This is a genomic window from Marivita sp. S0852, assembly GCF_046591575.1.
Classification (GTDB): Bacteria; Pseudomonadota; Alphaproteobacteria; order Rhodobacterales; family Rhodobacteraceae; genus Marivita.
Genome location: NZ_JBIQWA010000008.1, coordinates 165,218 through 185,521, shown reverse-complemented (window position 1 = coordinate 185,521; position 20,304 = coordinate 165,218). Strand labels below are relative to the sequence as shown.

At 56.5% G+C, this 20,304-nt stretch carries 20 protein-coding genes; 11 read left to right on the top strand and 9 right to left on the bottom strand.

The window, feature by feature from the left end:
• Positions 1-5: 5 nt before the first annotated feature.
• The 4 genes from ACG74X_RS16705 to ACG74X_RS16690 form a co-directional block, all read right to left on the bottom strand.
• Positions 6-1,160, bottom strand: coding sequence for a cytochrome D1 domain-containing protein (locus tag ACG74X_RS16705; protein WP_411236326.1), 1,155 nt, complete (start codon positions 1,158-1,160; stop codon positions 6-8).
• Positions 1,157-1,471 (bottom strand): c-type cytochrome, encoded by a 315-nt coding sequence (locus ACG74X_RS16700; protein ID WP_411236324.1) that lies wholly within the window; start codon positions 1,469-1,471, stop codon positions 1,157-1,159. Before ACG74X_RS16700 ends, ACG74X_RS16705 begins: the two co-directional genes overlap by 4 nt.
• Entirely contained in the window at positions 1,464-2,267 is an 804-nt protein-coding gene (gene cobA, locus ACG74X_RS16695) for a uroporphyrinogen-III C-methyltransferase (RefSeq protein WP_411236323.1), read from the bottom strand. The genes ACG74X_RS16700 and cobA overlap by 8 nt, the downstream gene beginning before the upstream one ends.
• A gap of 94 nt (positions 2,268-2,361) precedes the next feature.
• Positions 2,362-4,104 (bottom strand): cytochrome D1 domain-containing protein, encoded by a 1,743-nt coding sequence (locus tag ACG74X_RS16690; protein ID WP_411236322.1) that lies wholly within the window; start codon positions 4,102-4,104, stop codon positions 2,362-2,364.
• A 118-nt stretch (positions 4,105-4,222) separates the two neighbouring features.
• On the opposite strand from ACG74X_RS16690, the gene ACG74X_RS16685 reads away from it, so the two are divergent.
• The gene (locus ACG74X_RS16685; RefSeq protein WP_411236320.1) at positions 4,223-6,205 is read left to right on the top strand and encodes a 4Fe-4S binding protein; all 1,983 of its coding nucleotides are present in this window, start codon (positions 4,223-4,225) and stop codon (positions 6,203-6,205) included.
• A gap of 7 nt (positions 6,206-6,212) precedes the next feature.
• Here ACG74X_RS16685 and ACG74X_RS16680 read toward each other — a convergent pair whose 3' ends face one another.
• Positions 6,213-6,800 carry a DUF4202 domain-containing protein gene (locus tag ACG74X_RS16680; RefSeq protein WP_411236319.1) on the bottom strand — a complete coding sequence of 196 codons (588 nt, stop codon included), beginning with the start codon at positions 6,798-6,800 and terminating at the stop codon, positions 6,213-6,215.
• On the bottom strand, positions 6,797-7,681 hold the full coding sequence (locus ACG74X_RS16675; RefSeq protein WP_411236317.1) for a Crp/Fnr family transcriptional regulator: 885 nt from the start codon (positions 7,679-7,681) through the stop codon (positions 6,797-6,799). The genes ACG74X_RS16680 and ACG74X_RS16675 overlap by 4 nt, the downstream gene beginning before the upstream one ends.
• A gap of 243 nt (positions 7,682-7,924) precedes the next feature.
• Between ACG74X_RS16675 and ACG74X_RS16670 the strand changes: the two genes are divergently transcribed.
• The gene (locus tag ACG74X_RS16670; RefSeq protein ID WP_411236315.1) at positions 7,925-8,617 is read left to right on the top strand and encodes a Crp/Fnr family transcriptional regulator; all 693 of its coding nucleotides are present in this window, start codon (positions 7,925-7,927) and stop codon (positions 8,615-8,617) included.
• Here the strand turns inward: ACG74X_RS16670 and ACG74X_RS16665 are convergent.
• Together ACG74X_RS16665 and ACG74X_RS16660 are read right to left on the bottom strand one after the other, a co-directional pair.
• A complete protein-coding gene (locus ACG74X_RS16665; protein WP_411236313.1) occupies positions 8,614-9,522 on the bottom strand; it encodes an FAD:protein FMN transferase in 909 nt (302 codons plus the stop codon). The two genes, ACG74X_RS16670 and ACG74X_RS16665, sit on opposite strands and share 4 nt — an antisense overlap.
• A 201-nt stretch (positions 9,523-9,723) precedes the next feature.
• Positions 9,724-10,224 (bottom strand): MarR family winged helix-turn-helix transcriptional regulator, encoded by a 501-nt coding sequence (locus ACG74X_RS16660; protein WP_411236361.1) that lies wholly within the window; start codon positions 10,222-10,224, stop codon positions 9,724-9,726.
• A gap of 232 nt (positions 10,225-10,456) precedes the next feature.
• Between ACG74X_RS16660 and ectA the strand changes: the two genes are divergently transcribed.
• The 9 genes from ectA (at position 10,457) to ACG74X_RS16615 (ending at position 19,136) form a co-directional block, all read left to right on the top strand.
• Entirely contained in the window at positions 10,457-10,990 is a 534-nt protein-coding gene (ectA, locus tag ACG74X_RS16655; RefSeq protein ID WP_411236311.1) for a diaminobutyrate acetyltransferase, read from the top strand.
• Between the two features lie 51 nt (positions 10,991-11,041).
• A complete protein-coding gene (ectB, locus tag ACG74X_RS16650; RefSeq protein ID WP_411236309.1) occupies positions 11,042-12,340 on the top strand; it encodes a diaminobutyrate--2-oxoglutarate transaminase in 1,299 nt (432 codons plus the stop codon).
• A 3-nt stretch (positions 12,341-12,343) separates the two neighbouring features.
• Positions 12,344-12,739: an ectoine synthase gene (locus ACG74X_RS16645; RefSeq protein WP_411236308.1), complete on the top strand. Its 396-nt coding sequence runs from the start codon at positions 12,344-12,346 to the stop codon at positions 12,737-12,739.
• Between the two features lies 1 nt (position 12,740).
• Positions 12,741-14,168, top strand: coding sequence for an aspartate kinase (locus ACG74X_RS16640; RefSeq protein ID WP_411236307.1), 1,428 nt, complete (start codon positions 12,741-12,743; stop codon positions 14,166-14,168).
• A gap of 312 nt (positions 14,169-14,480) precedes the next feature.
• On the top strand, positions 14,481-15,611 hold the full coding sequence (locus ACG74X_RS16635; RefSeq protein ID WP_411236306.1) for a TRAP transporter substrate-binding protein: 1,131 nt from the start codon (positions 14,481-14,483) through the stop codon (positions 15,609-15,611).
• A gap of 58 nt (positions 15,612-15,669) precedes the next feature.
• Positions 15,670-16,254, top strand: coding sequence for a TRAP transporter small permease subunit (locus tag ACG74X_RS16630; protein WP_411236305.1), 585 nt, complete (start codon positions 15,670-15,672; stop codon positions 16,252-16,254).
• Entirely contained in the window at positions 16,251-17,669 is a 1,419-nt protein-coding gene (locus ACG74X_RS16625) for a TRAP transporter large permease (RefSeq protein WP_411236303.1), read from the top strand. Before ACG74X_RS16630 ends, ACG74X_RS16625 begins: the two co-directional genes overlap by 4 nt.
• Positions 17,662-18,984, top strand: a complete 1,323-nt coding sequence (locus ACG74X_RS16620; RefSeq protein ID WP_411236301.1) for an amidase — start codon at positions 17,662-17,664, stop codon at positions 18,982-18,984. Before ACG74X_RS16625 ends, ACG74X_RS16620 begins: the two co-directional genes overlap by 8 nt.
• On the top strand, positions 18,981-19,136 hold the full coding sequence (locus ACG74X_RS16615; protein ID WP_411236300.1) for a hypothetical protein: 156 nt from the start codon (positions 18,981-18,983) through the stop codon (positions 19,134-19,136). The genes ACG74X_RS16620 and ACG74X_RS16615 overlap by 4 nt, the downstream gene beginning before the upstream one ends.
• 39 nt (positions 19,137-19,175) lie before the next feature.
• Here ACG74X_RS16615 and ACG74X_RS16610 read toward each other — a convergent pair whose 3' ends face one another.
• Complete coding sequence (locus ACG74X_RS16610; RefSeq protein WP_411236298.1) at positions 19,176-20,303, bottom strand: ABC transporter permease; 1,128 nt, start codon at positions 20,301-20,303, stop codon at positions 19,176-19,178.
• Position 20,304 lies beyond the last annotated feature (1 nt).

Sequence of the window (20,304 nt, the reverse complement as noted above, 5' to 3'; positions counted from 1 at the left end):
TTTCCTCAAAGCCCAATGCGATGTGCCCTTGCTGTAAAGAAAATACCGGATGGCGTATCAGCGGGAATTTCGCCCAGCTTTTCAAATGTTTCGGTGTCGTAGATGTCAATTCGATTCGCATCGCGCACCGACATCCACACCTGATGACCCCGTGCTGTGAATTCCATGTGCAACACCGCAGGACCAGGGTTCAGCGTATGAATGACCTCGCCAGACTGGGTGTCGATCACCTCGACCGTGTCGTTGTTGGGATGAGCATAATTCACCCAGACATGGCGCCCGTCCGGTCGCGCAACGGCAAAAATCGGTTGTCCATGTGTTTTCGTGCGCCCCAGTTCGGTGAGGTTCTGTGCGTCCAGCCAAAGCACCTCTTGCCGTCCAACCGCCGGCAACGCAAACCGATCCCCGGCCAGCGCCCATCCTTCAAGATGCGGCATTTTGTAGACCGGCAACGGCTCTTCCCCGCGTCCGTAATTTGGAAGAATACGCTGTGCTGTCGGCGTATCGGACCAAAGATCCAACGTGGTCAGACCATCTTCGCCAAACAGGCCAACGATATAGCGGCGCCCATCACCGGTAATCAGCGCATCATATGGGTTGATCCCGATCTCGGCGATCTTGGTCAATTCCGGCGCATCGCCGGACATATCCGCAATCCAGGTTTCTCCGTCATCCCAAAGCGTAAAGACAAAGCGGTCGCCCGGAGCATCCACAAGCCCGATGGTTTTCGATCCTGTTGGAAAGTCCGCGACCATTTCAAGCGTGTCTGCATCAAACACCCGCACGCCGCCGGGTTCGTAATTTGACACTGCCACCAACTGTCCGTCATCGGAAATCGCGCCGCCGATGGAATTACCGCCCTGTATCACCCGCCCGGCGATGGATTGAGTAACAAGGTCGAGTTTGGTCAATGCACCATCGCGACCGAAAATATAGGCATAGCGTTCATCGGGCGAAAACACCGCACTGGCGTGGGACAGATCGCCAAAGCCGTCAACTCTGGCGAGCACATCCATGTCGGATTGGTCAACGATCAGCACCGATCCGGTGGCACGCTCGATCACAACGCCCAGATCGCCGGTGGCATGTACCTCTGTCTGTGCCATCGCCGTGCTTGCGAGGCCCAAAGAGACAAAAAGACTGGCTATCAACCGTTTCATTCGCGGGCCTCTAGAAGATATGCGGCAATCCAGGCCGCCTCGGCTTCGGTAAGCAACGCGCGCCATGGCGGCATCGCGGTGCCGGGGATGCCATCAAGGATTATGGTTTGCAGTCCATCGACGGTGCGACCTTCCAGCGCTTCTGGTGTGATCGGGCTGCCCAATCCACCGGTCATTTTCAACCCGTGGCAAGATCCACAATCCTGAACCACCAGATGCGTCAGTCGTTCCTCATGCGAGGACGACAATGGTGTCTCGGCCAGTGCGGCCAAGGGGAATATCAGCGCCAGAAGGAATGCCGTCTTAGCCATGAAGCACCTGTCGCAATTCGGGCGCATCCAAAATCGCATCAGTCGCGTTTTGACCCATATCGTCAAGCAAGCTGACAACACGACCCACAATGAACAAAACCGGTCCGGGAACCGGGATCACGGCACGTTTCGTTTGCAGCGCACCCAGTTGCGTGACCAGGCGTGTTTCATTTGGCCGCGTTCCGTTCACCACGACCAGGACGGGGTGTTCGGCCGGAAGCCCATGGTTCATCAATTCGCCTGCAATATACTGCATATTCGCGTGGCCCATATAGACGACCAGCGTGGTGTCGGTATGGGCAAGCCCGTCCCAATCAAGATCAAGCGGCATGTCTCCACGGCAGTGGCCAGTGACGTAGCGCACGCTTTTGGCAAGGCCGCGATGGGTCAACGGGACACCCGTAGATGCCGAAACCCCCTGAGCGGCTGTAATGCCCGGGGCAAAGCTAACCGGGATACCTGCGTCGCGCAGGACTGCGGCCTCTTCCGATCCGCGGCCAAAGATCATCGGATCGCCACCTTTGACGCGGGCAACACGCTGTCCGGCCTCTGCAAGACGCAAAAGCAAAGCATTGATCTCATGTTGTGGCACCGGATGGTGGTTGGGCTTCTTACCAACATCAATGCGCTGAACGTTGGCTGGGATAAGGTCGAGAATGGCTTGCGATACAAGCCGATCGTGCACGACCACATCTGCCTCTTGCATCATGCGAAGTGCCTTGAGTGTGAGTAATTCCGGATCACCGGGGCCTGCCCCGATCAGAAAAACCTCACCTTGGGTTGATCCATTCAGCATATTGCGTCCTTGAATTCGCGTTCCAACCTGGAACAAGGGAAAAACCGGGCGCGGCAGGAGGGAGACCCTGCCGCGCCCGAAAAGCACGACGATTTTAGTAAACGTCTGAACGTGTGTTGAAGACGTTGAACTTGCCGGTTGGTGTGACCAATCGCTCGTCTTTAATCACGTGCTTCATCTCAAGTGTCTTGTCGTCAACGATGACAATCGCACTTTCGAGGTTGGCCGCGTTCCAGACCGAGAACCAGATCTCGTTGCCTTCTTTGTTGAATTCGCCCTGAACAACACGGGGCTGGCCTTCGGCGATGCCGGCCCATTCAACAATCGGAAGCACGGTATATTGCGGGTCTTCCTGATCAAGCTCGTCGATCTTGAAGACAGCCACCGAACCGGACACCTCTGCATCGGGATTAAGTGTGGCATCGACATAAAGGTTGTTCGATGTCGGGTGCGACTTCACGAACAAAGATCCGCCACCAAGCGCATAAAGCTGCTGCACCATTTTCCAGGCATGCTCGGGATGTCCTTCTGGGTCTGTGCCGATCAAAGCAACAGTTTCATCCCCAAGGTGCGAGGTTGCCCAAACAGGTCCGTAGGTCGGATGGTCGATATTGGCACCACGGCCCGGATGCGGAGTCTCGCCATCGGTTTCGATGATCGCGACCTTCTTGCTTTCCTTGGTGTCAATCACAACGATCTTGCCGCGCGCATTGGCTGCGGTCAGGAAATAGCGCTGCGTACTGTCCAGACCGCCATCGTGCAGGAACCGCTCGGCGTTGATTTCCGTTGTTTTGAGCGCATCAATATCGGAATAGTCGACCATCATGATCTTGCCGGTCTCTTTCACATTAACCAGGAACTCCGGCTTGTAATGTGATCCGAGAATCGCCGCGACGCGGGGTTCTGGGTGGAACTCCTGTTCGTCATAGGTCATGCCGCGTGTCGATTTGATCCGCAGAGGCTCAAGCGTATCGCCATCCATGATCACAAACTGCGGAGGCCAATACGCGCCCGCAATGGCATATTTATCCTCGAAACCTTCAAACTTGGACGTTTCGACAGACCGCGCTTCGGAACCGACCTTGATCTCGGCCACAGGTCCAGGTGTTTCCATCCAAAGGTCGATCATAACGACCTTGGCGTCCCGTCCGATGACAAACAGATAGCGACCAGAGGCCGAAATCCGGCTGATATGGACGGCATATCCGGTTTCGATGATCGTCTTGATTTCGTAATCAGCGCCATCAATCAGCGCGATTTCACCAGCATCCCGCAGGGTAACCGAGAACAGATTGTCGATATCGATATCGTTCATCTTTTCTGTCGGGCGTTCCTCTGGCGGAACAATCACCTTCCAGCTGGCGCGCATCTTGTCCATGCCCCACTCTGGCGGCGTGGCAGGCTCAAGCAGCAAGTAACGCGCCATCGCGTCAACCTGCTCTTCTGTCAGATCGCCGGACGTACCCCAGTTGGGCATACCAGCGGGCGAGCCGTATGTGATATAGTCACGCACATATTCATAGCCGTTTTCGCGCATGATATCCGGCGTCAGAGCCTTACCCGTCGCACCTTTGCGCAGAACGCCGTGACAGCCAGCGCAGCGTTCGAAGTAAATCTGGTTCGACGTCTGGTATTCACTCGGTGTCATCACGGGATCACCCGGCTTGCGACCGGGGATTTCGACCCGCAGCTGCCCCAGCGTTGTCATCGAGGGCTGATAGGCCCCCGCTGCGTCATCGCCGTGATCAGCAGGCTTTTCCTGTGCAAATGCCAGCGTGGCAGAAAGGGACAGAAGTGCCCCAGCCGCAACTGAACGTGTTAATGTTGAAATGGACATGGTTGTTGCTCCAACTGCGAAAAAATTCGGCTTTGTTCAGGCTAAACGGCGCTGGCATGCGCGACCTTGACTTAGGTCAAGACGCTCCTAAGGAATGCGTGCCTAACTCGGCCCAGCCATGAAAAAATTTTCGATATCTTTCGCGTTCCTCATCGCTTTCCTGTCTCTTTTCGGGATCAATCCCGCATGGTCACAAAGCGGTATGGACACCATGCAAGCCGCGCAATTGCTTGATCTGGATGACGCCAATATCCTGATTCAAAAAGAAGATGAGCCTGTACCGAAATGGCGGATCATTTCGGCGGGTGACAGAACCCTTTTAGGATATATCGGCTCCACCTGGGATCTGTTGCGATCAACCGGGTACTCTGGAAAACCGATTGACATGCTGGTTGCTGTCAATGCGTCTGGCACCATCACCGGGGCGCAGCTTGTCGACCATGCAGAGCCTATTCTGACACTTGGTTTGTCCGATGAGGACATTGCGAATTATGTCAGTGGTTTTGCTGGCCTGCGAATGGGTCCTGAGGGTCTTGAAGGCGATGCGCCTGATGTCATCAGCCGGGCAACCGTTTCGACAGGTGTGATTCGCGATTCGATTCTGCACACGGCGCGCGTTTTGGCGCAATCCGATTCGGGTGGCCTTGAGCGTGTCACATATGAGCCCGCCACATGGGCAGCCTTGGAGCGGATGGGTGCCTTTGCCACAACCCGGGTCAGCCTGCGCGACGCGCGGGCAGCCCTGCCCAATGCCAATCCGCCGATCCCCGATAAAGAGGGTACCTTCCTTGAGCTATGGATCAGCGTGCTGGACCCTGCCACCATTGGTCAGAACCTGCTGGGTCCACCGGGGTTTCGACGTGCGATCGCAGCCGTTCCCGCAAATCACGACGCGCTTCTGGTGGCCTCACGCGGGCTGCATTCGCATCGCGGCACGGCCTGGCGCAGATCGGGCGTCTTCGACCGCGTTGTGGTTGAACAGAACGGCATAGAATACACCCCCCTCTCGGAAGGGTATCAACGCTTGAATCAATTCGAGGCAGCGGGCGCACCCGAGGTCAAAGACGCAAGCCTCTTTGCGATCCCGCGTGATCAGATTGATCTGTCGTCACCGTTTACCGTGACGATTCTGGCGACGCGGGATGACGAGGTCCTGCCGATATCTGCATCGCTTGCTTTGGGCGAAACCTTTTTGCGGCCCGCCACGGCCGTGCCGGTCCCTCCTCCGGCATGGCGCGAGGCCTGGGAAGACAAGACCCTGTCACTTGTCACACTCTTTATAATGCTCGCAATCCTGTTCCTGATTCTGTTTTTTCAGGATGCCTTTGTCAAACGGCCGCGGCTTTGGTTCTGGGGTCGCACCCTGTTCTTGCTGACGACATTTCTGTGGTTAGGCATGGTTCTAGGAGCCCAGCTTTCGGTGGTGCAGGTGGTTGCGTTTCTTCATTCCCTGCTAACCGGATTCCGTTGGGAAACCTTCCTGATGGAGCCGATGATCTTCACACTGTGGGGCTTTACCGCGCTGGGTTTGCTGTTTTGGGGCCGGGGCGTGTTCTGCGGATGGCTTTGTCCGTTCGGCGCATTGCAAGAACTCATGAACCAAGCGGCGCAGCGTCTGGGCATCAAACAAATTGTCGTTCCCAACGCCGTTCATGAACGACTATGGGTGATCAAATACACGCTCTTTCTGTCTATTTTGGCCTTGTCATTTTATTCAATGAAAGATGCGCTGATCCTTGCCGAAGCAGAACCATTCAAAACCGTCATTTCGATGCGTTTCATGCGGGCCTGGCCATTTCTGCTGTTTGTGGGAATTATCCTGTTTGCAGGGCTGTTCATAGAACGGGCCTATTGCCGCTATATCTGCCCACTGGGTGCAGCCCTGGCGATCCCGGCCAAACTCAAGATTTTTGACTGGCTGCGCCGTCGGCCCCAATGCGGGCGGGAATGTCGGTTATGTGAACAGAAATGCACCGTTGGGGCCATCGACCCGCTCGGTCGGATCAATCCGAATGAATGTATTTTATGTTTGCGGTGCCAAATGATCTACCACGACCCGCATACTTGCATCGTTCTCAAACGCCGCAATCGCACGGCGTGACCATGAGTCAGGCGGCTGCGTCCACGGCATTTGCCAAGGGCGCAGGCAGGTCGAATTCCGCCAGCACACGTTTTCGTGCCTCCGGCGACATTTTGCGTGCGGTTTTGGCGACGATATCCAGAACCTTGTCTTCGGGATGTTTGGCGGCGAAAGGCGCGAAGTACCATTTCAGGAATGTGAAACAGATCACGTCCTCAAGCTGCTGAACCTCCTTGTCGCGTTTGATACCTTCTTTGCGCAAAAGAACACCAACACGATCGCAGGCATCTGCCGGATACCCCGCTTCCGCCATAAGACCAGCCAGACGTTCGCCGTGTGCGCGACCTTGATCGCGGCGCCAGGTCAGATACCCTGCCCGGCCCTCTGGATACTCTGAACGTTTGAGCAACCAGCGTTCGATATGTTGTCCACGCGCCGCGATGCGCAGCACATCACTGGCGCTGTCGCCAAATAATCGATCAAGCTCGGATGTCATGCGGACACCGTAAAGATACGCCTCTGGCTGCTCTGTTCCGGTGTCATCAAGGTCTGTCTTTGGATCAGCACGATTTGCCGCGTCAATCGCCGCAAGCACACTCCCAAGTCGATCTGTCATACACGCGCGCTCCATGCCTCTGCGGGGTCTTCGTCGGCATAGTCCAACAAACGTTCCACTGATTCAATCACTGCGTGGTTCTTTTTGATTGTCACGCCATAAAGCCTGAGCCGCCGAAACGCCCGAGACAAAGATTCCGGCTTCATGCCAAGCCAGGCGGCTATCAAAACCTTGTCATAGGGCAGTATGACTGTGCAGTTGCCTTTTTCATCCCGACACAAGGATAGCAAAAAATCGGCGATCCTTTGTCCAGCCGTGTGGCTTTTCAACTGTTCGACATGCTGAACAAGACAGCTTTTTTGATGCAGGGCGCCTGACAGCATAGACTGGCACAGCGCCAGATCCTCTGCCATTGCCTTGGACAGAAATTCCGACTCGATCTGCAAAACAGCGGCTTCGGTCACAGCTTCTGCGCCTGCCAGGAATGTCTGATCCGGAACGGCGGCTTCCTCGCCGAATGTGTCAGATTTTGTAAACACTCCGACAACGGCCTCATTGCCGCACGGTGTCATGCGATATGTTTTGATCCAACCATCCAGCACGATAAACAAACTGTGTGCCGCTTCGCCCTGAAGAAAGATAGAGGCTCCGCGGTTTACACGGCGCATAACAGAGTTTTTGATCAGATTCAGCGCATTATCCTTCGACACATGTTGAAATATCGCAGCCTCACAGGCCGTTTCAAACATACAATCCATTCTGCAGCGTCCCTTAGTTCCTGCAGCAGGCTGGCTAGGCCGCTGCACATAGTGAGTCCCGGTACATCCAGGAAACAATTTTGTGTCACAATAAGTTGACAGTTTGGTCTGTCTTTGTGATTCCTCAAATTTCTGAGCGAAAAATGTGAACCGGGACTTTTGCAAATCTGAGCAGCGCAACACGTCCGCTCAATATGCGTTGCGACAAAGGCTCAAACACCAGTGGATAGAGTGACGGCGGAACAGTCAGTGACGTATTGCCGCTGGTTGGCTATGGGGACAGGTCGCCTGCAAACTTATCCCAGATCGCACCGGACACGCCCTGTCGCTTTCCAGTGGAAGAGCGCTTAAACAGACATTCGCAATGACGCAAAAGCACGACACCTCCCGCTAAGCCTAAACAGCAATTGCCCAAGGAAACAGCTCATGGATGCGTCTCTTCTTACGCGGCAGGATCGCGATGTCCTGAAGACATCTGCCCTTTGCTCGGCGATGCACCCGGATGAGATTGCGGATTTTGCGGCGCGGGGAACGATCAAAACGCTTGGGCGATCAGACTATCTGTTTCAGCAAGGCGATGCCGGTCATGATTTTTTTCTGATCCTGGAGGGATGGGCACAAATCACCCGCGATGAACGTGACGGGTCCAACACGTTAATCGCCACATTCCAAAAAGGAGACACACTTGCCGAAGCTGCGGCTTTGCTTGGCAAGGCGTATCCCGCGTCTGCGCAAGCCATGACCGAATTGCGGGTCTTGTCCATGCACGGCGCGTCACTGCTTGATTTGATGCAAACTGACCGCAGGATGCTGGCGCATACGCTTGCCTCGCAGTATCAAAAACTCCACGCTTTGGTGGACCAGATCGAAGAGCTGAAATCCAATACCATTCGGGAGCGTCTGGCCAAATTTCTGCTGGATCTGAACGCAGACATGGAAACCCCGACTCAGGTGACACTGCCCTTCAGTAAATCGCTGATTGCAGCGCAGCTTGGAACAAGCCCGCAACAATTGTCGCGCACTTTTTCGGATTTGCGAAACCATGGCGTGCGTATCAAGGGGCACCATGCCCAGATCGAAAACCCGGCCGCGTTGCGCGCACTTGTTGCCAAAGACTAGCTTTTTGCCCGATAGGCGATTTTCGCACCGTCAAACGCTTTCAAAAGATGGTCGGTTTCGGTCTCGGTCAAACAACAGGCGGCTGTCGAAACGGCATCGGCAACCGCCGCATGATCATGCGTGATGCTAAGCGTGGACCACAGGTCCGCCGACACTCCCGTTCGCGCGTCAAGGATATGCCCCGCCCCCTGCCCCAGCAGGGTTCCCGCACCCGAAGATGTGGCAAGCGCGTGATCCCGTAGTGATATCATCTTAACAACCTGACCGGCAGAATCCGCAACACCCGCCCGCCAAGCGGTTCCATCCGGTCGCGTGCCCAGCACCCGCTGCTCGCCTGCGTCGACCACAACATCGACCAAACCCTGCCCTCGTAGCATGTCGGCGATTTGGTCAGTGATATACCCCTGCGCAACTCCGTTCAGCGTGAGCGCCATATTCGGCCGAAGGGTGACAAGGTCAGATGAAAACAGAACATCAGCAAAGGTATACTTGTCAGCTGGCTGTTCCAGGTCCATCGCGCGCGCCTGCCACAGCGGCTGCACCGTTGGGTCAAATGCTCCGAACGAAGCGGACCAGACCGTGTGCGACAGATCAAGCACCTCAATCAGCTCTGGCGACGGGCGCGCCAAAGTCTTGTCTGAGTTCAATCGCGACAGCTCTGACATTCGGTCATAGAGGCTAAAGATGCTTTCAAGGCGCGCGATCTCGTCACGCACTAGCGCGAAAACAGGGGCGGCCTCATCCTGATCCAAACCGGACAGCACGATTTGCGAGTCAGCGCCCAAAGCCGTGCCACGCCACTGCGCAACCGGCGCTTCCGCCCATGCATGTGCTGATACGCCTGCAAATGGCAGCGCAGCCGCTATTTGCAGAACTCTACGTCGCGTCCAGACAGATTGTGTCACCTGTTATCCTCCCGCCTGACGACCGCCGCACCTTACATTCACGCACTGTATCGGCACGGTTCGACCCGCGTAGCAACTCCTCTGAAGGATGCTTAGCACCTATGCGCGGAGAGACCTTGATCAAAGTCAAAACCAGTTAAGCGCGCTGTTTGACAAATGGGTTTCAAACGATACGCACACACCACGAACATCGCGTCCGGTTCACTTTGTCGATGCATGAAGTTCCCGCGTTGTGAGCACCGGTGATGCATCAAGATCATTGGCATCCAACATGGATGCGACGCGTTGCAAGGATGCAACAAGCTGGGATTGCTCCCAATCATGCATCCGATCAAAGGCGCGCACAAACCGTTGTTGAAGAGCGTCTGGCGCGGCGTGCACGGTTGCACGGCCGACCTCTGTGATTGCCAGATTTGTCTGACGCCGGTCGGTTTCCGACCGGTTGCGTGTCAGCATACCAGACGCTTGCAGTTTGTCGATGATGGCCGTCACGGTGGCCTGCGCAATGCCCATCTGGGCGGCCAAAGCCTTTGGCGTCATCGTAAAGTTGTCTTTGAAATCCAAAAGCTGCAGAACCCGCAGCTGCGCTGGTGTGACACCTGTCGCGTTGGCAAGTTCGCGATCGTACATCGACGTCGCGCGCAGAATGCGCCGCAGGGCAATGAGGCATTCATCAATGCGTTCCGAAGACGGGCTTTCCATAAACGGATTATGCCACAGCATCTGCAGAAATTTCAACGTACGAAGTATATTTAGAAAATATATTAGCTTTACTAAGGATACCATTCAGAATGCTAAGCTATTTTTGTGGAGTTTTTTACATTTATGGGGGTTTTTTGCCTAAATTTCCGTATAAGCGCACAAAATTGTGCTTCACTGGTTGAATTATTTTTTCAGTCCTTTATCTACGAAGCAGCAATTTTGATGAGGACCCATGCCCGAAGATATGACCGCTTCGACCACCCCGAGCCTTCGCCTACGCACGCCAGACCCTAGCGACGGCGCAGATATCTGGAGCTTGATCAAAAGCTGCAAACCTCTTGACGAGAACTCGATGTATGCAAATCTGATCCAAGCGGATCATTTTCGCGATACCTGCGTGGTCGCCGAATTCGAGGGTGCCATCTTGGGCTGGATCTCTGGCCACATTATTCCCAACACCAAAGAGCTTTTCGTCTGGCAGGTTGCTGTCAGCCCGAATGCGCGCGGGCTGGGGCTTGGCAAGAAAATGCTTCTGGAGCTGATCAATCGCGATAGCGCTCGCGATGCGGTCGCGCTCAAAACCACGATCACGCGCGACAACGACGCGTCATGGGCCTTGTTCAAAAGCTTTGCATTCGCCGTCGGCGGCGATTTGCAGCACGCATCACATTTCGACCGGGACGCGCATTTTGCCGGCCAGCACGAGACCGAACACATGGTCACGATCACGCTTCCCGAACGCGGCACGCTGCAACACGCAGCCTGAAATCAACACTGACCCCAATTATCCAACGCATCGAATGCGAAAGGAAAAGCTATGCCTAAAGACATGACCTCAGAGACAATATTTGAACGCCGCGAAAGCGAAGCCCGGTCATATTGCCGAAGCTTTGAAACCACCTTCGTCAAAGCCCAAGGCGCTGAAATGACGGATGAGTCCGGTCGGACCTATATTGATTTCCTCGCCGGATGTTCTTCGCTTAACTACGGACACAACGATCCAGACATGAAAAAAGCGCTGGTCGATCATATCATGGCCGACGGTGTCACCCATGGCCTGGACATGCACACCGACGCAAAAGCCCAGTTTCTTGCCGCGTTTGAAAATATCATTCTGAAACCGCGCGGTATGGACTACAAAGTTATGATGACCGGTCCAACCGGCACCAATGCCGTCGAAGCAGCAATGAAACTGGCGCGTAAAGTAACAGGTCGCCGCAATATCATCGCCTTTACCAACGGATTTCACGGAATGACGATGGGCGCGTTGTCCTGCACAGGCAACGCTGCCAAGCGGGACGGGGCCGGCGGTGGGCCGCTGTGCGGTGTTTCGCGGATGCCGTTCGAAGGCGCGTTCGGCAATGATGCCGATACCTTGGCGCAGATCGAAACCTTGTTGGAAAACCCGTCAAGCGGTGTGGATGCTCCGGCTGCGTTCATCGTCGAACCCGTTCAAGGCGAAGGCGGCCTGAACGCCGCATCAACGAAGTGGCTGCGCGGCATCGCCAAGCTGGCCAAAAAGCACGGTGCGTTGTTGATTATTGATGACATCCAGGCCGGTTGCGGTCGCACCGGCACGTTCTTCTCATTCGAAAAGATGGGGATAGAGCCCGATTTGATCCCGATGGCAAAGAGCTTTTCCGGAATGGGCTTGCCCTTCGCGGCGTTGTTGGTGAAGCCAAAACACGACATCTGGAAACCAGCAGAACACAACGGCACATTCCGGGGCAACACACATGCATTTGTAACGGCACGGGTCGCTTTGGAAAAATTCTGGTCTGATGATTCCTTCGAGCATGACATCGCCAAGAAATCAGAAGCCCTGACCGAAGGGTTGCAGGACGTGGCAGCGCTTGTCCCGGGGGCGACGCTGAAGGGGCGTGGCATGATGCAGGGCGTTGATGTTGGGTCGGGCGACTTGGCCGAGGAGATCTGCGCAAGGGCGTTTGAAAAGGGCCTGATCATCGAAACATCCGGTGCCTACGACGAAGTCGTGAAGGTGCTTGCTCCTTTGACAATTCCGGATGCTACCTTGCAGACCGGTCTTGAAATCCTAAAGGATGCGACATGGGACGTGACGGTTGGACAAGAAAAACACGCAATGGCGGGAGAATGATTCATGATCGTCCGTGACTTCAATGAAATTGTCAAAACCGAACGCAACCGCGTGGTGACAGATGCGAATTGGTCATCTGTGCGAATGTTGTTGGCCGATGACGGAATGGGTTTTTCCTTTCACATCACCTTTCTGGACGCCGGGTCCGAACACACGTTCGAATACAAGCATCACTTTGAAAGCGTGTATTGCGTGCAGGGCAAAGGTTCGATCACCGATCTTGCAACTGGCGAAACGCATCAGATCCATCCGGGTGTGATGTACGCGCTGAACGAGCACGACCGTCATACACTTCGGGCGGAAGAAGAACTGGTCATGGCCTGTGTCTTTAATCCCCCTGTCACCGGCACAGAGGTGCATCGTGAAGACGGTTCTTACGCACCCGCAGAGGATGCCTGACATGAGCCACACCGTAGAAAAAATCGGCGGCACATCCATGAGCCGTATCAATGAACTGTGCGACAGTCTGATCATCCGAGGCCGCGAAGGCGACGCGCTTTATGGGCGTATTTTTGTGGTGTCCGCCTTTAGCGGCATCACCAATCTTTTGCTGGAGCACAAAAAAACCGGCCAGCCCGGAGTGTTTGCCGCCTTTGCCAACCAGGATAGCGATCATGGCTGGTTTGAATGTCTGGATCGCGTGTCCGAGGCGATGACGGACGCGCATAGTCAGGTGCTTGGCAATTCTGCCGACATTGAACGTGCCAACGCTTTTGTCGATGATCGCCTGCTCAATGCCCGCAATTGCCTGATCGACCTGCAGCGCTTGTGTTCTTATGGGCATTTCCGCCTGTCAGAGAACATGGCGCAAACACGCGAGTTGCTCTCTGGTCTGGGGGAGGCACATTCCGCCTTTGTCACAACGCTGATGTTGCAACGCGCGCAGGTGAACGCGCGGTTTGTCGATCTGTCCGGTTGGCGCCAGGAAGGGAATGTCACCCTTGAGGAGCGGATTCGGACCGCGATGGACGGCATTGACCCCTCGACGGAAATGCCCATCGTGACAGGCTATGCGCAATGCGCTGAAGGTCTGATGAGCCAATATGATCGCGGCTACTCCGAGGTTACGTTTTCCCAACTGGCAGCGTTGACCGGGGCGCGCGAGGCGATCATTCACAAGGAATTTCAACTGTCTTCCGCTGATCCAAATCTTCCGGGCATCAAGTCTGTCCGCAAGTTGGGGCGCACGAATTACGATGTTGCCGATCAGCTGTCCAATATGGGAATGGAAGCGATCCACCCCAAAGCGGCGAAAACCCTGCGACAGGCCGAAGTTCCATTGCGCGTCACCAACGCCTTTGAGCCCGATGACCCAGGCACCTTGATCGACGATCAAGCCCCGGAAACGGCGGCGGTTGAAATCGTGACCGGACTGGAGCTTTTCGCGCTAGAGCTGTTCGAGCAGGATATGGTGGGTGTCAAAGGATATGACAGCGCAATCCTCAATATACTGACACGGCACGATGTGCGCATTGTCTCGAAAGTGTCCAATGCCAACACGATCACGCATTATGTCGATACATCCATGAAGGTGCTGCGCCGAGTCGAGAAAGACCTTGCAAGCCTGTACCCTGCTGCTGAAATCTCCTCGCGCGCGATTGGCATGGCGTCGGTGATCGGGCGTGATTTGGCTGGATTGTCGGTTCTGACCCGCGGATTGCAAGCGATCGCCGATGCGGGACTGGAAGTCATCGGTGCCAGCCAAGGCCCGCGCAATGTCGATGTGCAGTTCATTCTGGAACGGCAATTCGTGAACCCAGCAATTGCCGCATTGCACAACGCTTTGGTTGATCAAAAGAACGACATGCCGGTCCAGGCCGCTGCGTGATACCACCTGAGTGGCCTGGATTTGTCCGGACGATTTGGACAGAACTTCGCCTACACGGTGAGGACCGCGTGAGCCTCTGACAAGGGGGGGGAAATACGCATTCCAATCGCTAAGGTTGTCTTTGGAATAGCCACCGATCCTGCCTGACGCCTTAAAGTAGAAGTGCTTCGCAATTCTAAAGTTTTTCCTTGATATCCGCACAGTGCGGTGAAAGTGTGGCACCGCTGGTCGGGGGGAGTTCGACCAGATTGGACAATGCAAATCGTGCGCGCCACTGTGCTGCGCCGATTCATTTTCACGGGGAGGTAGAAAATGACAGATACCAATAAGATGGGACGCCGATCCTTTTTGAGAAAAGCAGCCCTTGGCGGCAGTGCCGCAGGGGTTGCGGGCCTTGCCGCGCCAGCGGTTTTGGCGCAGGCACCGATGGTCCTCAAGATGCAGACATCTTGGCCTGCCTCCAACATCTGGCAGGAAATGGCACAGGATTACGTCACCCGCGTCGAGGCGATGGCAGGCGGGCGGCTCAAGATCGATCTGCTGCCAGCCGGTGCCGTCGTCGGCGCGTTTCAGGTGCTTGATGCAGTCAATGACGGGCTTCTGGATATCGGTCACGACGTGCCGGTCTACTGGTATGGCAAGAACAAGGCGGCCTCGCTCTTTGGCACCGGGCCGGTTTTTGGGGGTTCGGCCACCACGATGCTGAACTGGTTCTACGAAGGTGGCGGCAAGGCGCTTTATGATGAACTCACGCAGGACATCATGGGCCTTGACGTGGACGGCTACATGGCTTTCCCAATGCCCGCACAGCCCTTTGGCTGGTTCAAGGACCCGGTCAGTCAGGTGTCTGATCTCGATGGTTTCAAGTACCGCACTGTGGGGCTTGCCGCCGATCTGATGAACAAACTCGGCATGTCGGTGGCGCAGCTTCCCGGTGGTGAGATCGTGCCCGCGATGGAGCGTGGTGTGATCGACGCGTTCGAGTTCAACAACCCCTCTTCGGACCGCGATTTCGGTGCGCAGGACGTCGCCAAGAACTACATCCTGTCCTCGTATCATCAGGCGTCAGAAAGCTTTGAATTCCTGTTCAATGGCTTGACGATGGAAGATATGGAGCCCGATCTGAGGGCGATCCTGATCCACGGTGTCGAGGCCGTCTCCACCGCCAATACCGCCAAGGCAGCGCGGCGCTACTCGGCCGATCTGGCCTATCTGCGCGACGAGGCCGGTGTCGATGTGCAGCGGACCTCGGAAGAGATTCTTGCGGCCCAACTTGACGCCTGGGACGAACTTATCCCAGAGCTGGAGCAGGATCCCTTCATGAAGAAGTGCCTCGACAGCCAGCGCGCATGGGTCGACCAGGTGGTCTATTACGAGTTGATGAACTCGCCCGACTATACGCTCGCTTACGAGCATTACTTCCCCGGCAAGCTGAACCTGTAATCCAAACGACCCCTTCCCGCTCAGGGCGGGGGTCACACCTTTGGGGAAGGACGGACCCTTGCTGAGTTATATCCGCTTTGCCGACGCCCTGTCCGCGTGGTTCGGCAAATCCTTTGCCTGGCTGATTATCTTCATGGCAGTGGGCACAGGGTATGAGGTGGTTGTGCGCTACCTCTTTAATAATCCCACGGTCTGGGCGCTTGATGTGTCTTTCATCATGTATGGCACGCTTTTCATGATGGGCGGGGCCTATACGCTGTCGCGCGGGGGCCATGTACGGGGCGATTTTCTCTATCGGCTCTGGTCGACGCGCTGGCAGGCGCGGGTCGATCTTGTGCTTTATTTCGTTTTCTTCTTTCCCGGCGTGTTGGCGCTGATCCTGGCGGGCTGGAAATACGCTGACCGATCCTGGCAATACGGCGAAGTGTCGGTCAACAGCCCGGCCGGCATTCCGATCTACCAGTTCAAGACCGCGATGGTGGCTGCCGGTATCCTGTTGTTCATTCAGGGCATCGCAGAAGTCATGCGCTGCATTCATTGCATTCGCACGGGCGTCTGGCTCAAGGCCGACGAGGACGTGTTCGAAACCGAGGATCTGCTGATGCAGAAGGCCGCAGAAGCCGAAAAGGACGCCCATCCATGACCGATCCCCAGGTCGCCCTGTTCATGCTGGGCTTGTTCATTGTCTTTGTCTTTTTGGGATTTCCGATCGCCTTTACGCTGATGGCCATGGGCATCGGCTTTGGCTATTACGCCTATTTCGACGAACGCCGCATGTGGCGCGCTTATGACCGGCTTGAGGCCGAAACGGCAAGTTGGTGGGACAGCACCAGCCTTTGGATCGAAGGGTTATTCAACAACCGGATATTCGATCTTTTCGTCAATCAGACCTATACGGTAATGTCGAACGAGGTGCTGACGGCAGTACCGCTTTTCCTGTTCATGGGCTATATCGTAGAGCGCGCCAATATCGTTACGCGCCTGTTCGATACGCTCAACATCGCCTCGCGCAACGTACCGGGCTCGATGGGGGTTGCAGCACTTATCACCTGCGCGCTTTTCGCCACTGCAACCGGCATCGTCGGCGCGGTGGTCACGCTGATGGGGCTCTTGGCGCTGCCGGCGATGCTCAAAGCGCGTTATTCGCACAGTTTCGCCTCGGGCATCATCTGCGCGGGTGGTACGTTGGGCATCCTAATCCCGCCGTCGATCATGCTGATTGTCTATGCGGCGGCCTCCAACGTGTCGATTGTGCGGCTTTACGCCGGGGCGCTATTACCGGGGCTGACGCTCACCGGGCTTTATCTTGTTTATGTGGTGGGCCGGTCGATCCTGCAACCCAGCGTCGCCCCCAAGCCCACTGTCGACGACATTCCGGACGTCCCCAAGGGCAAGCTCATCATGATGATGGTCACGTCCTTTTTGCCACTGGCCTTCCTCATCCTGGCGGTTCTGGGCTCGATCCTCTTTGGCCTTGCCACCCCGACCGAAGCAGCCTCCATTGGTGCGCTTGGTGGTATCCTTCTGGCGCTGATCTACCGCGCGATGACATGGCAGCGGCTGCGCGAAAGCGTCTATCTGACGGTGCGGACCACCGCGATGGTGTGCTGGCTTTTCGTCGGCTCCTACACGTTCTCGTCGGTCTTTTCCTATCTTGGCGGCGAACATGTGATCAGCGAATTCGTACAATCGCTGAACCTGACGCCCATCATGTTCCTGATCCTCGCACAGCTTATTATCTTCCTGCTGGGCTGGCCGCTGGAATGGTCCGAGATCATCATCATCTTCGTACCAATCTTCCTGCCGCTTCTCGCCATCTTCGAAATCGACCCTCTGTTTTTTGGCGTGCTGGTGGCGCTTAACCTGCAAACCAGTTTCTTAACCCCGCCAATGGCAATGTCGGCCTATTATCTCAAAGGGATTGCTCCGCCGCAGGTCAAACTGACCGAGATTTTCGCAGGATGCCTGCCGTTCCTTGTGTGTGTGATCCTGTCGATGCTGCTCATGTACATTTTCCCGCAGATCGTCTTCTACCTGCCGGAACTGTTTTATGGGTGACACGGCTGTAGCAGATGCCGTCACCCTGCGGGACCGGATCGCAAAAGGCGAAATCCTGGCCGCCGATGTGGCCGAGGCGCAGATCGCCCGGATTGAAGAGGCGGACAAAAAGATCGGTGCCTATTGTTGGTTCGATGCGGATTATGTCCGACGACAGGCGCAGATGCTTGACAAACAACGCAGCGCCGGGCGGCCCATCGGTCCTCTGCACGGGCTGCCGGTGGCGCTTAAGGACGTGATCGACAATGCCCGCATCCCGACCGAAAACGGCACCTCTGTCGATGCGGGGCGGGTTCCGACCGAAGATGCGGACTTGGTGAAACAGCTCAGGTCCGCTGGTGCACTTATTCTTGGGAAAACCGTAACAGCCGAGCTTGCCTTCATGACTCCAGGCAAGACGCGCAACCCGCATAACCTCAACTGCACCCCCGGCGGCTCTTCTTCGGGGTCGGCAGCGGCGGTCGCAGCGGGAATGGCACCGCTGGCCGTGGGCACGCAGACCGGTGGATCGGTGATCCGCCCGGCCGCGTTTTGCGGCGTAACCGGCTTCAAACCGACCTTCGACGCGATATCGCGCCGCGGGGTGCTGGCACAATCGCCGAGCCTCGACACGGTGGGCGTCTTCTCAACCACCCCGCGCGAGGCGGCGCTTTTATGCGACACGCTCTTTGCGCACGAACGCGCGGGCGTGCCGATGCCGCCGCCGCACTTGCTGAAAACCGTTGATGCCGGCGCGCCGCTGCCGCCGGTTTTCGCCGTATTGCAACCACCCGCCTGGGACCGCGCCGCGCCTGAAACGAAAGATGCCCTGGCCGAGCTGACCGAGGCGTTGGGCGAACAAGCCTTTGAATTCACCCTGCCTGCGCTGTTCGACGAGGCCGCCGATATCCGCTACCGCATCAACATCGCGGAAATGGCACGCTGCTATCACCGCTATAATGGGCGCGACGGTGTTGGCGACGCCGTGCAAATGGCGCTTAAAGAGGGCAACAAGGTGTTGGCGCGCGACTACATCGCAGCGCTTGACTGGCCTGATGTGCTTAATTCCGCACTGGACGAGGTGTTTTCGCGCTGCGACGCGATCCTCTGCCCTGCCGCTCTTGGACCTGCTCCGGGGATTGAAACCACAGGCGATGCCATCTTCAATGGCCTTTGGACGCTGTGCCGCACACCTGCTGTCACCGTCCCAATCATGGATGCGGGTGGATTGCCGCTTGGCGCACAACTTGTCGGTCCAAGGGGCGGAGATGCCCGCTTGCTTCGTACCGCCCAATGGCTCTACGATTGGATTGACACAGCAGGAGGCTCGGAATGAATCGCACCATGGCCGTGATTGCCTTTGCCGTTCTGGCGGGGTTTATTGGTATCCTTGTCGTCAAGGTGCCCAGCCCGGACCTGATCGCGGTCGCCCTGCTAACGCTTGGCCTGGCGGCTTATGATCTGGCAACATCCTCCGGAAAAAAGTGACCGGTCGGCCACTCGGCAGGTGCACATTCACGCGAACCGCTATGGCCCCGCACCGGAGATGGCGCGCCGAAACAGGGTGAGTGACATCACAAAGAAGGCCAGGCCCAGTGTGGTGACCAACACGAATTCCGGCCAGACGATATCAAGCCCGGCCCCGCGATAGACCACTGCTTCGGAAAAGCTCATGTAGTGGCGCGAGGGCAGGAACCAGGTCACGTATTGGAGCCATTGCGGCTGGCTTTCGACCGGGCTCATGCCTCCTGACAGGATCATCATGGGCAGGATGGTGATGATCATCAGCAGGGCGAATTGCGCCATGGAGCGCGCGGCCGTCCCCAGCAGGATGCCCACCGCTGCAGCCGCGAACAGGTAGACGAAGGTGCCCGCCAGAAACAGCGGCACGGACCCGGCTACCGGCACGTCCAGAAGCCCCTGCACAACGAACACCAGCGAGGCGGTGAAGGCCACAAACACAATCGCCGCATTGGCCAGCACCTTGGACATCGCGATCTCGAACGGGGTCACGGGCATCACCAGCAGGTGACCGATCGTACCGTGCTCGCGCTCGCGGATCAGGGCGGCACCGGTCAGGATAACGGTCAGGATGGTCAGCCAGTTCAGCAGAGCCGAAATCGCCTCGAACCAGGTGCCATTGCCGTTGGGGTTGAAGGCCCGGCGCAACACCAGATCGACGCTCAGATCGGGGCTGATCCCGGGGCTGACGAAATCGCGGGCCTCGGACATGAGGATCGAGCGGATGTAATTTGCGCCCACCGTCGCCTGCATCACGTCGGTGGCATCCACGTTCAACTGGATCGTCACTTGCCGACCTTTGCGCAAATCCGACGCCATATTATTGGGAAGCACAATGACAAATGTATAAAGATCTGAATCCATTGCGGTGTCGATGCGCCCGGCGTCAATGTTTTCCGGGGTCTGAAACCACGGATCATAAAGCGCCTCATGCATGGCGCGCGACAATTGGGACCGATCATTGTCCACAAAGGCCACGCTGGCATTGCTGACCGTGCTGCCCGCCGATTGGGATTGGACATAGATGCCTGGACCAAAGGCATAGGCCACCAGCACCAACAGCAGCCAGTCGCGCAAGACACTGAACAGTTCCTTGCGGCTCAGCCAGACGATATTCCCTAAAATCCGTCTCATC

Bases quoted from the DNA above. Each gene is read 5' to 3' on its own strand.
- ACG74X_RS16705 (WP_411236326.1), bottom strand. From the start codon at position 1,160: ATGAAACGGTTGATAGCCAGTCTTTTTGTCTCTTTGGGCCTCGCAAGC.
- ACG74X_RS16700 (WP_411236324.1), bottom strand. From the start codon at position 1,471: ATGGCTAAGACGGCATTCCTTCTGGCGCTGATATTCCCCTTGGCCGCA.
- cobA (WP_411236323.1), bottom strand. From the start codon at position 2,267: ATGCTGAATGGATCAACCCAAGGTGAGGTTTTTCTGATCGGGGCAGGC.
- ACG74X_RS16690 (WP_411236322.1), bottom strand. From the start codon at position 4,104: ATGTCCATTTCAACATTAACACGTTCAGTTGCGGCTGGGGCACTTCTG.
- ACG74X_RS16685 (WP_411236320.1), top strand. From the start codon at position 4,223: ATGAAAAAATTTTCGATATCTTTCGCGTTCCTCATCGCTTTCCTGTCT.
- ACG74X_RS16680 (WP_411236319.1), bottom strand. From the start codon at position 6,800: ATGACAGATCGACTTGGGAGTGTGCTTGCGGCGATTGACGCGGCAAAT.
- ACG74X_RS16670 (WP_411236315.1), top strand. From the start codon at position 7,925: ATGGATGCGTCTCTTCTTACGCGGCAGGATCGCGATGTCCTGAAGACA.
- ACG74X_RS16660 (WP_411236361.1), bottom strand. From the start codon at position 10,224: ATGGAAAGCCCGTCTTCGGAACGCATTGATGAATGCCTCATTGCCCTG.
- ectA (WP_411236311.1), top strand. From the start codon at position 10,457: ATGCCCGAAGATATGACCGCTTCGACCACCCCGAGCCTTCGCCTACGC.
- ectB (WP_411236309.1), top strand. From the start codon at position 11,042: ATGCCTAAAGACATGACCTCAGAGACAATATTTGAACGCCGCGAAAGC.
- ACG74X_RS16645 (WP_411236308.1), top strand. From the start codon at position 12,344: ATGATCGTCCGTGACTTCAATGAAATTGTCAAAACCGAACGCAACCGC.
- ACG74X_RS16640 (WP_411236307.1), top strand. From the start codon at position 12,741: ATGAGCCACACCGTAGAAAAAATCGGCGGCACATCCATGAGCCGTATC.
- ACG74X_RS16635 (WP_411236306.1), top strand. From the start codon at position 14,481: ATGACAGATACCAATAAGATGGGACGCCGATCCTTTTTGAGAAAAGCA.
- ACG74X_RS16625 (WP_411236303.1), top strand. From the start codon at position 16,251: ATGACCGATCCCCAGGTCGCCCTGTTCATGCTGGGCTTGTTCATTGTC.
- ACG74X_RS16620 (WP_411236301.1), top strand. From the start codon at position 17,662: ATGGGTGACACGGCTGTAGCAGATGCCGTCACCCTGCGGGACCGGATC.
- ACG74X_RS16615 (WP_411236300.1), top strand. From the start codon at position 18,981: ATGAATCGCACCATGGCCGTGATTGCCTTTGCCGTTCTGGCGGGGTTT.
- ACG74X_RS16610 (WP_411236298.1), bottom strand. From the start codon at position 20,303: ATGAGACGGATTTTAGGGAATATCGTCTGGCTGAGCCGCAAGGAACTG.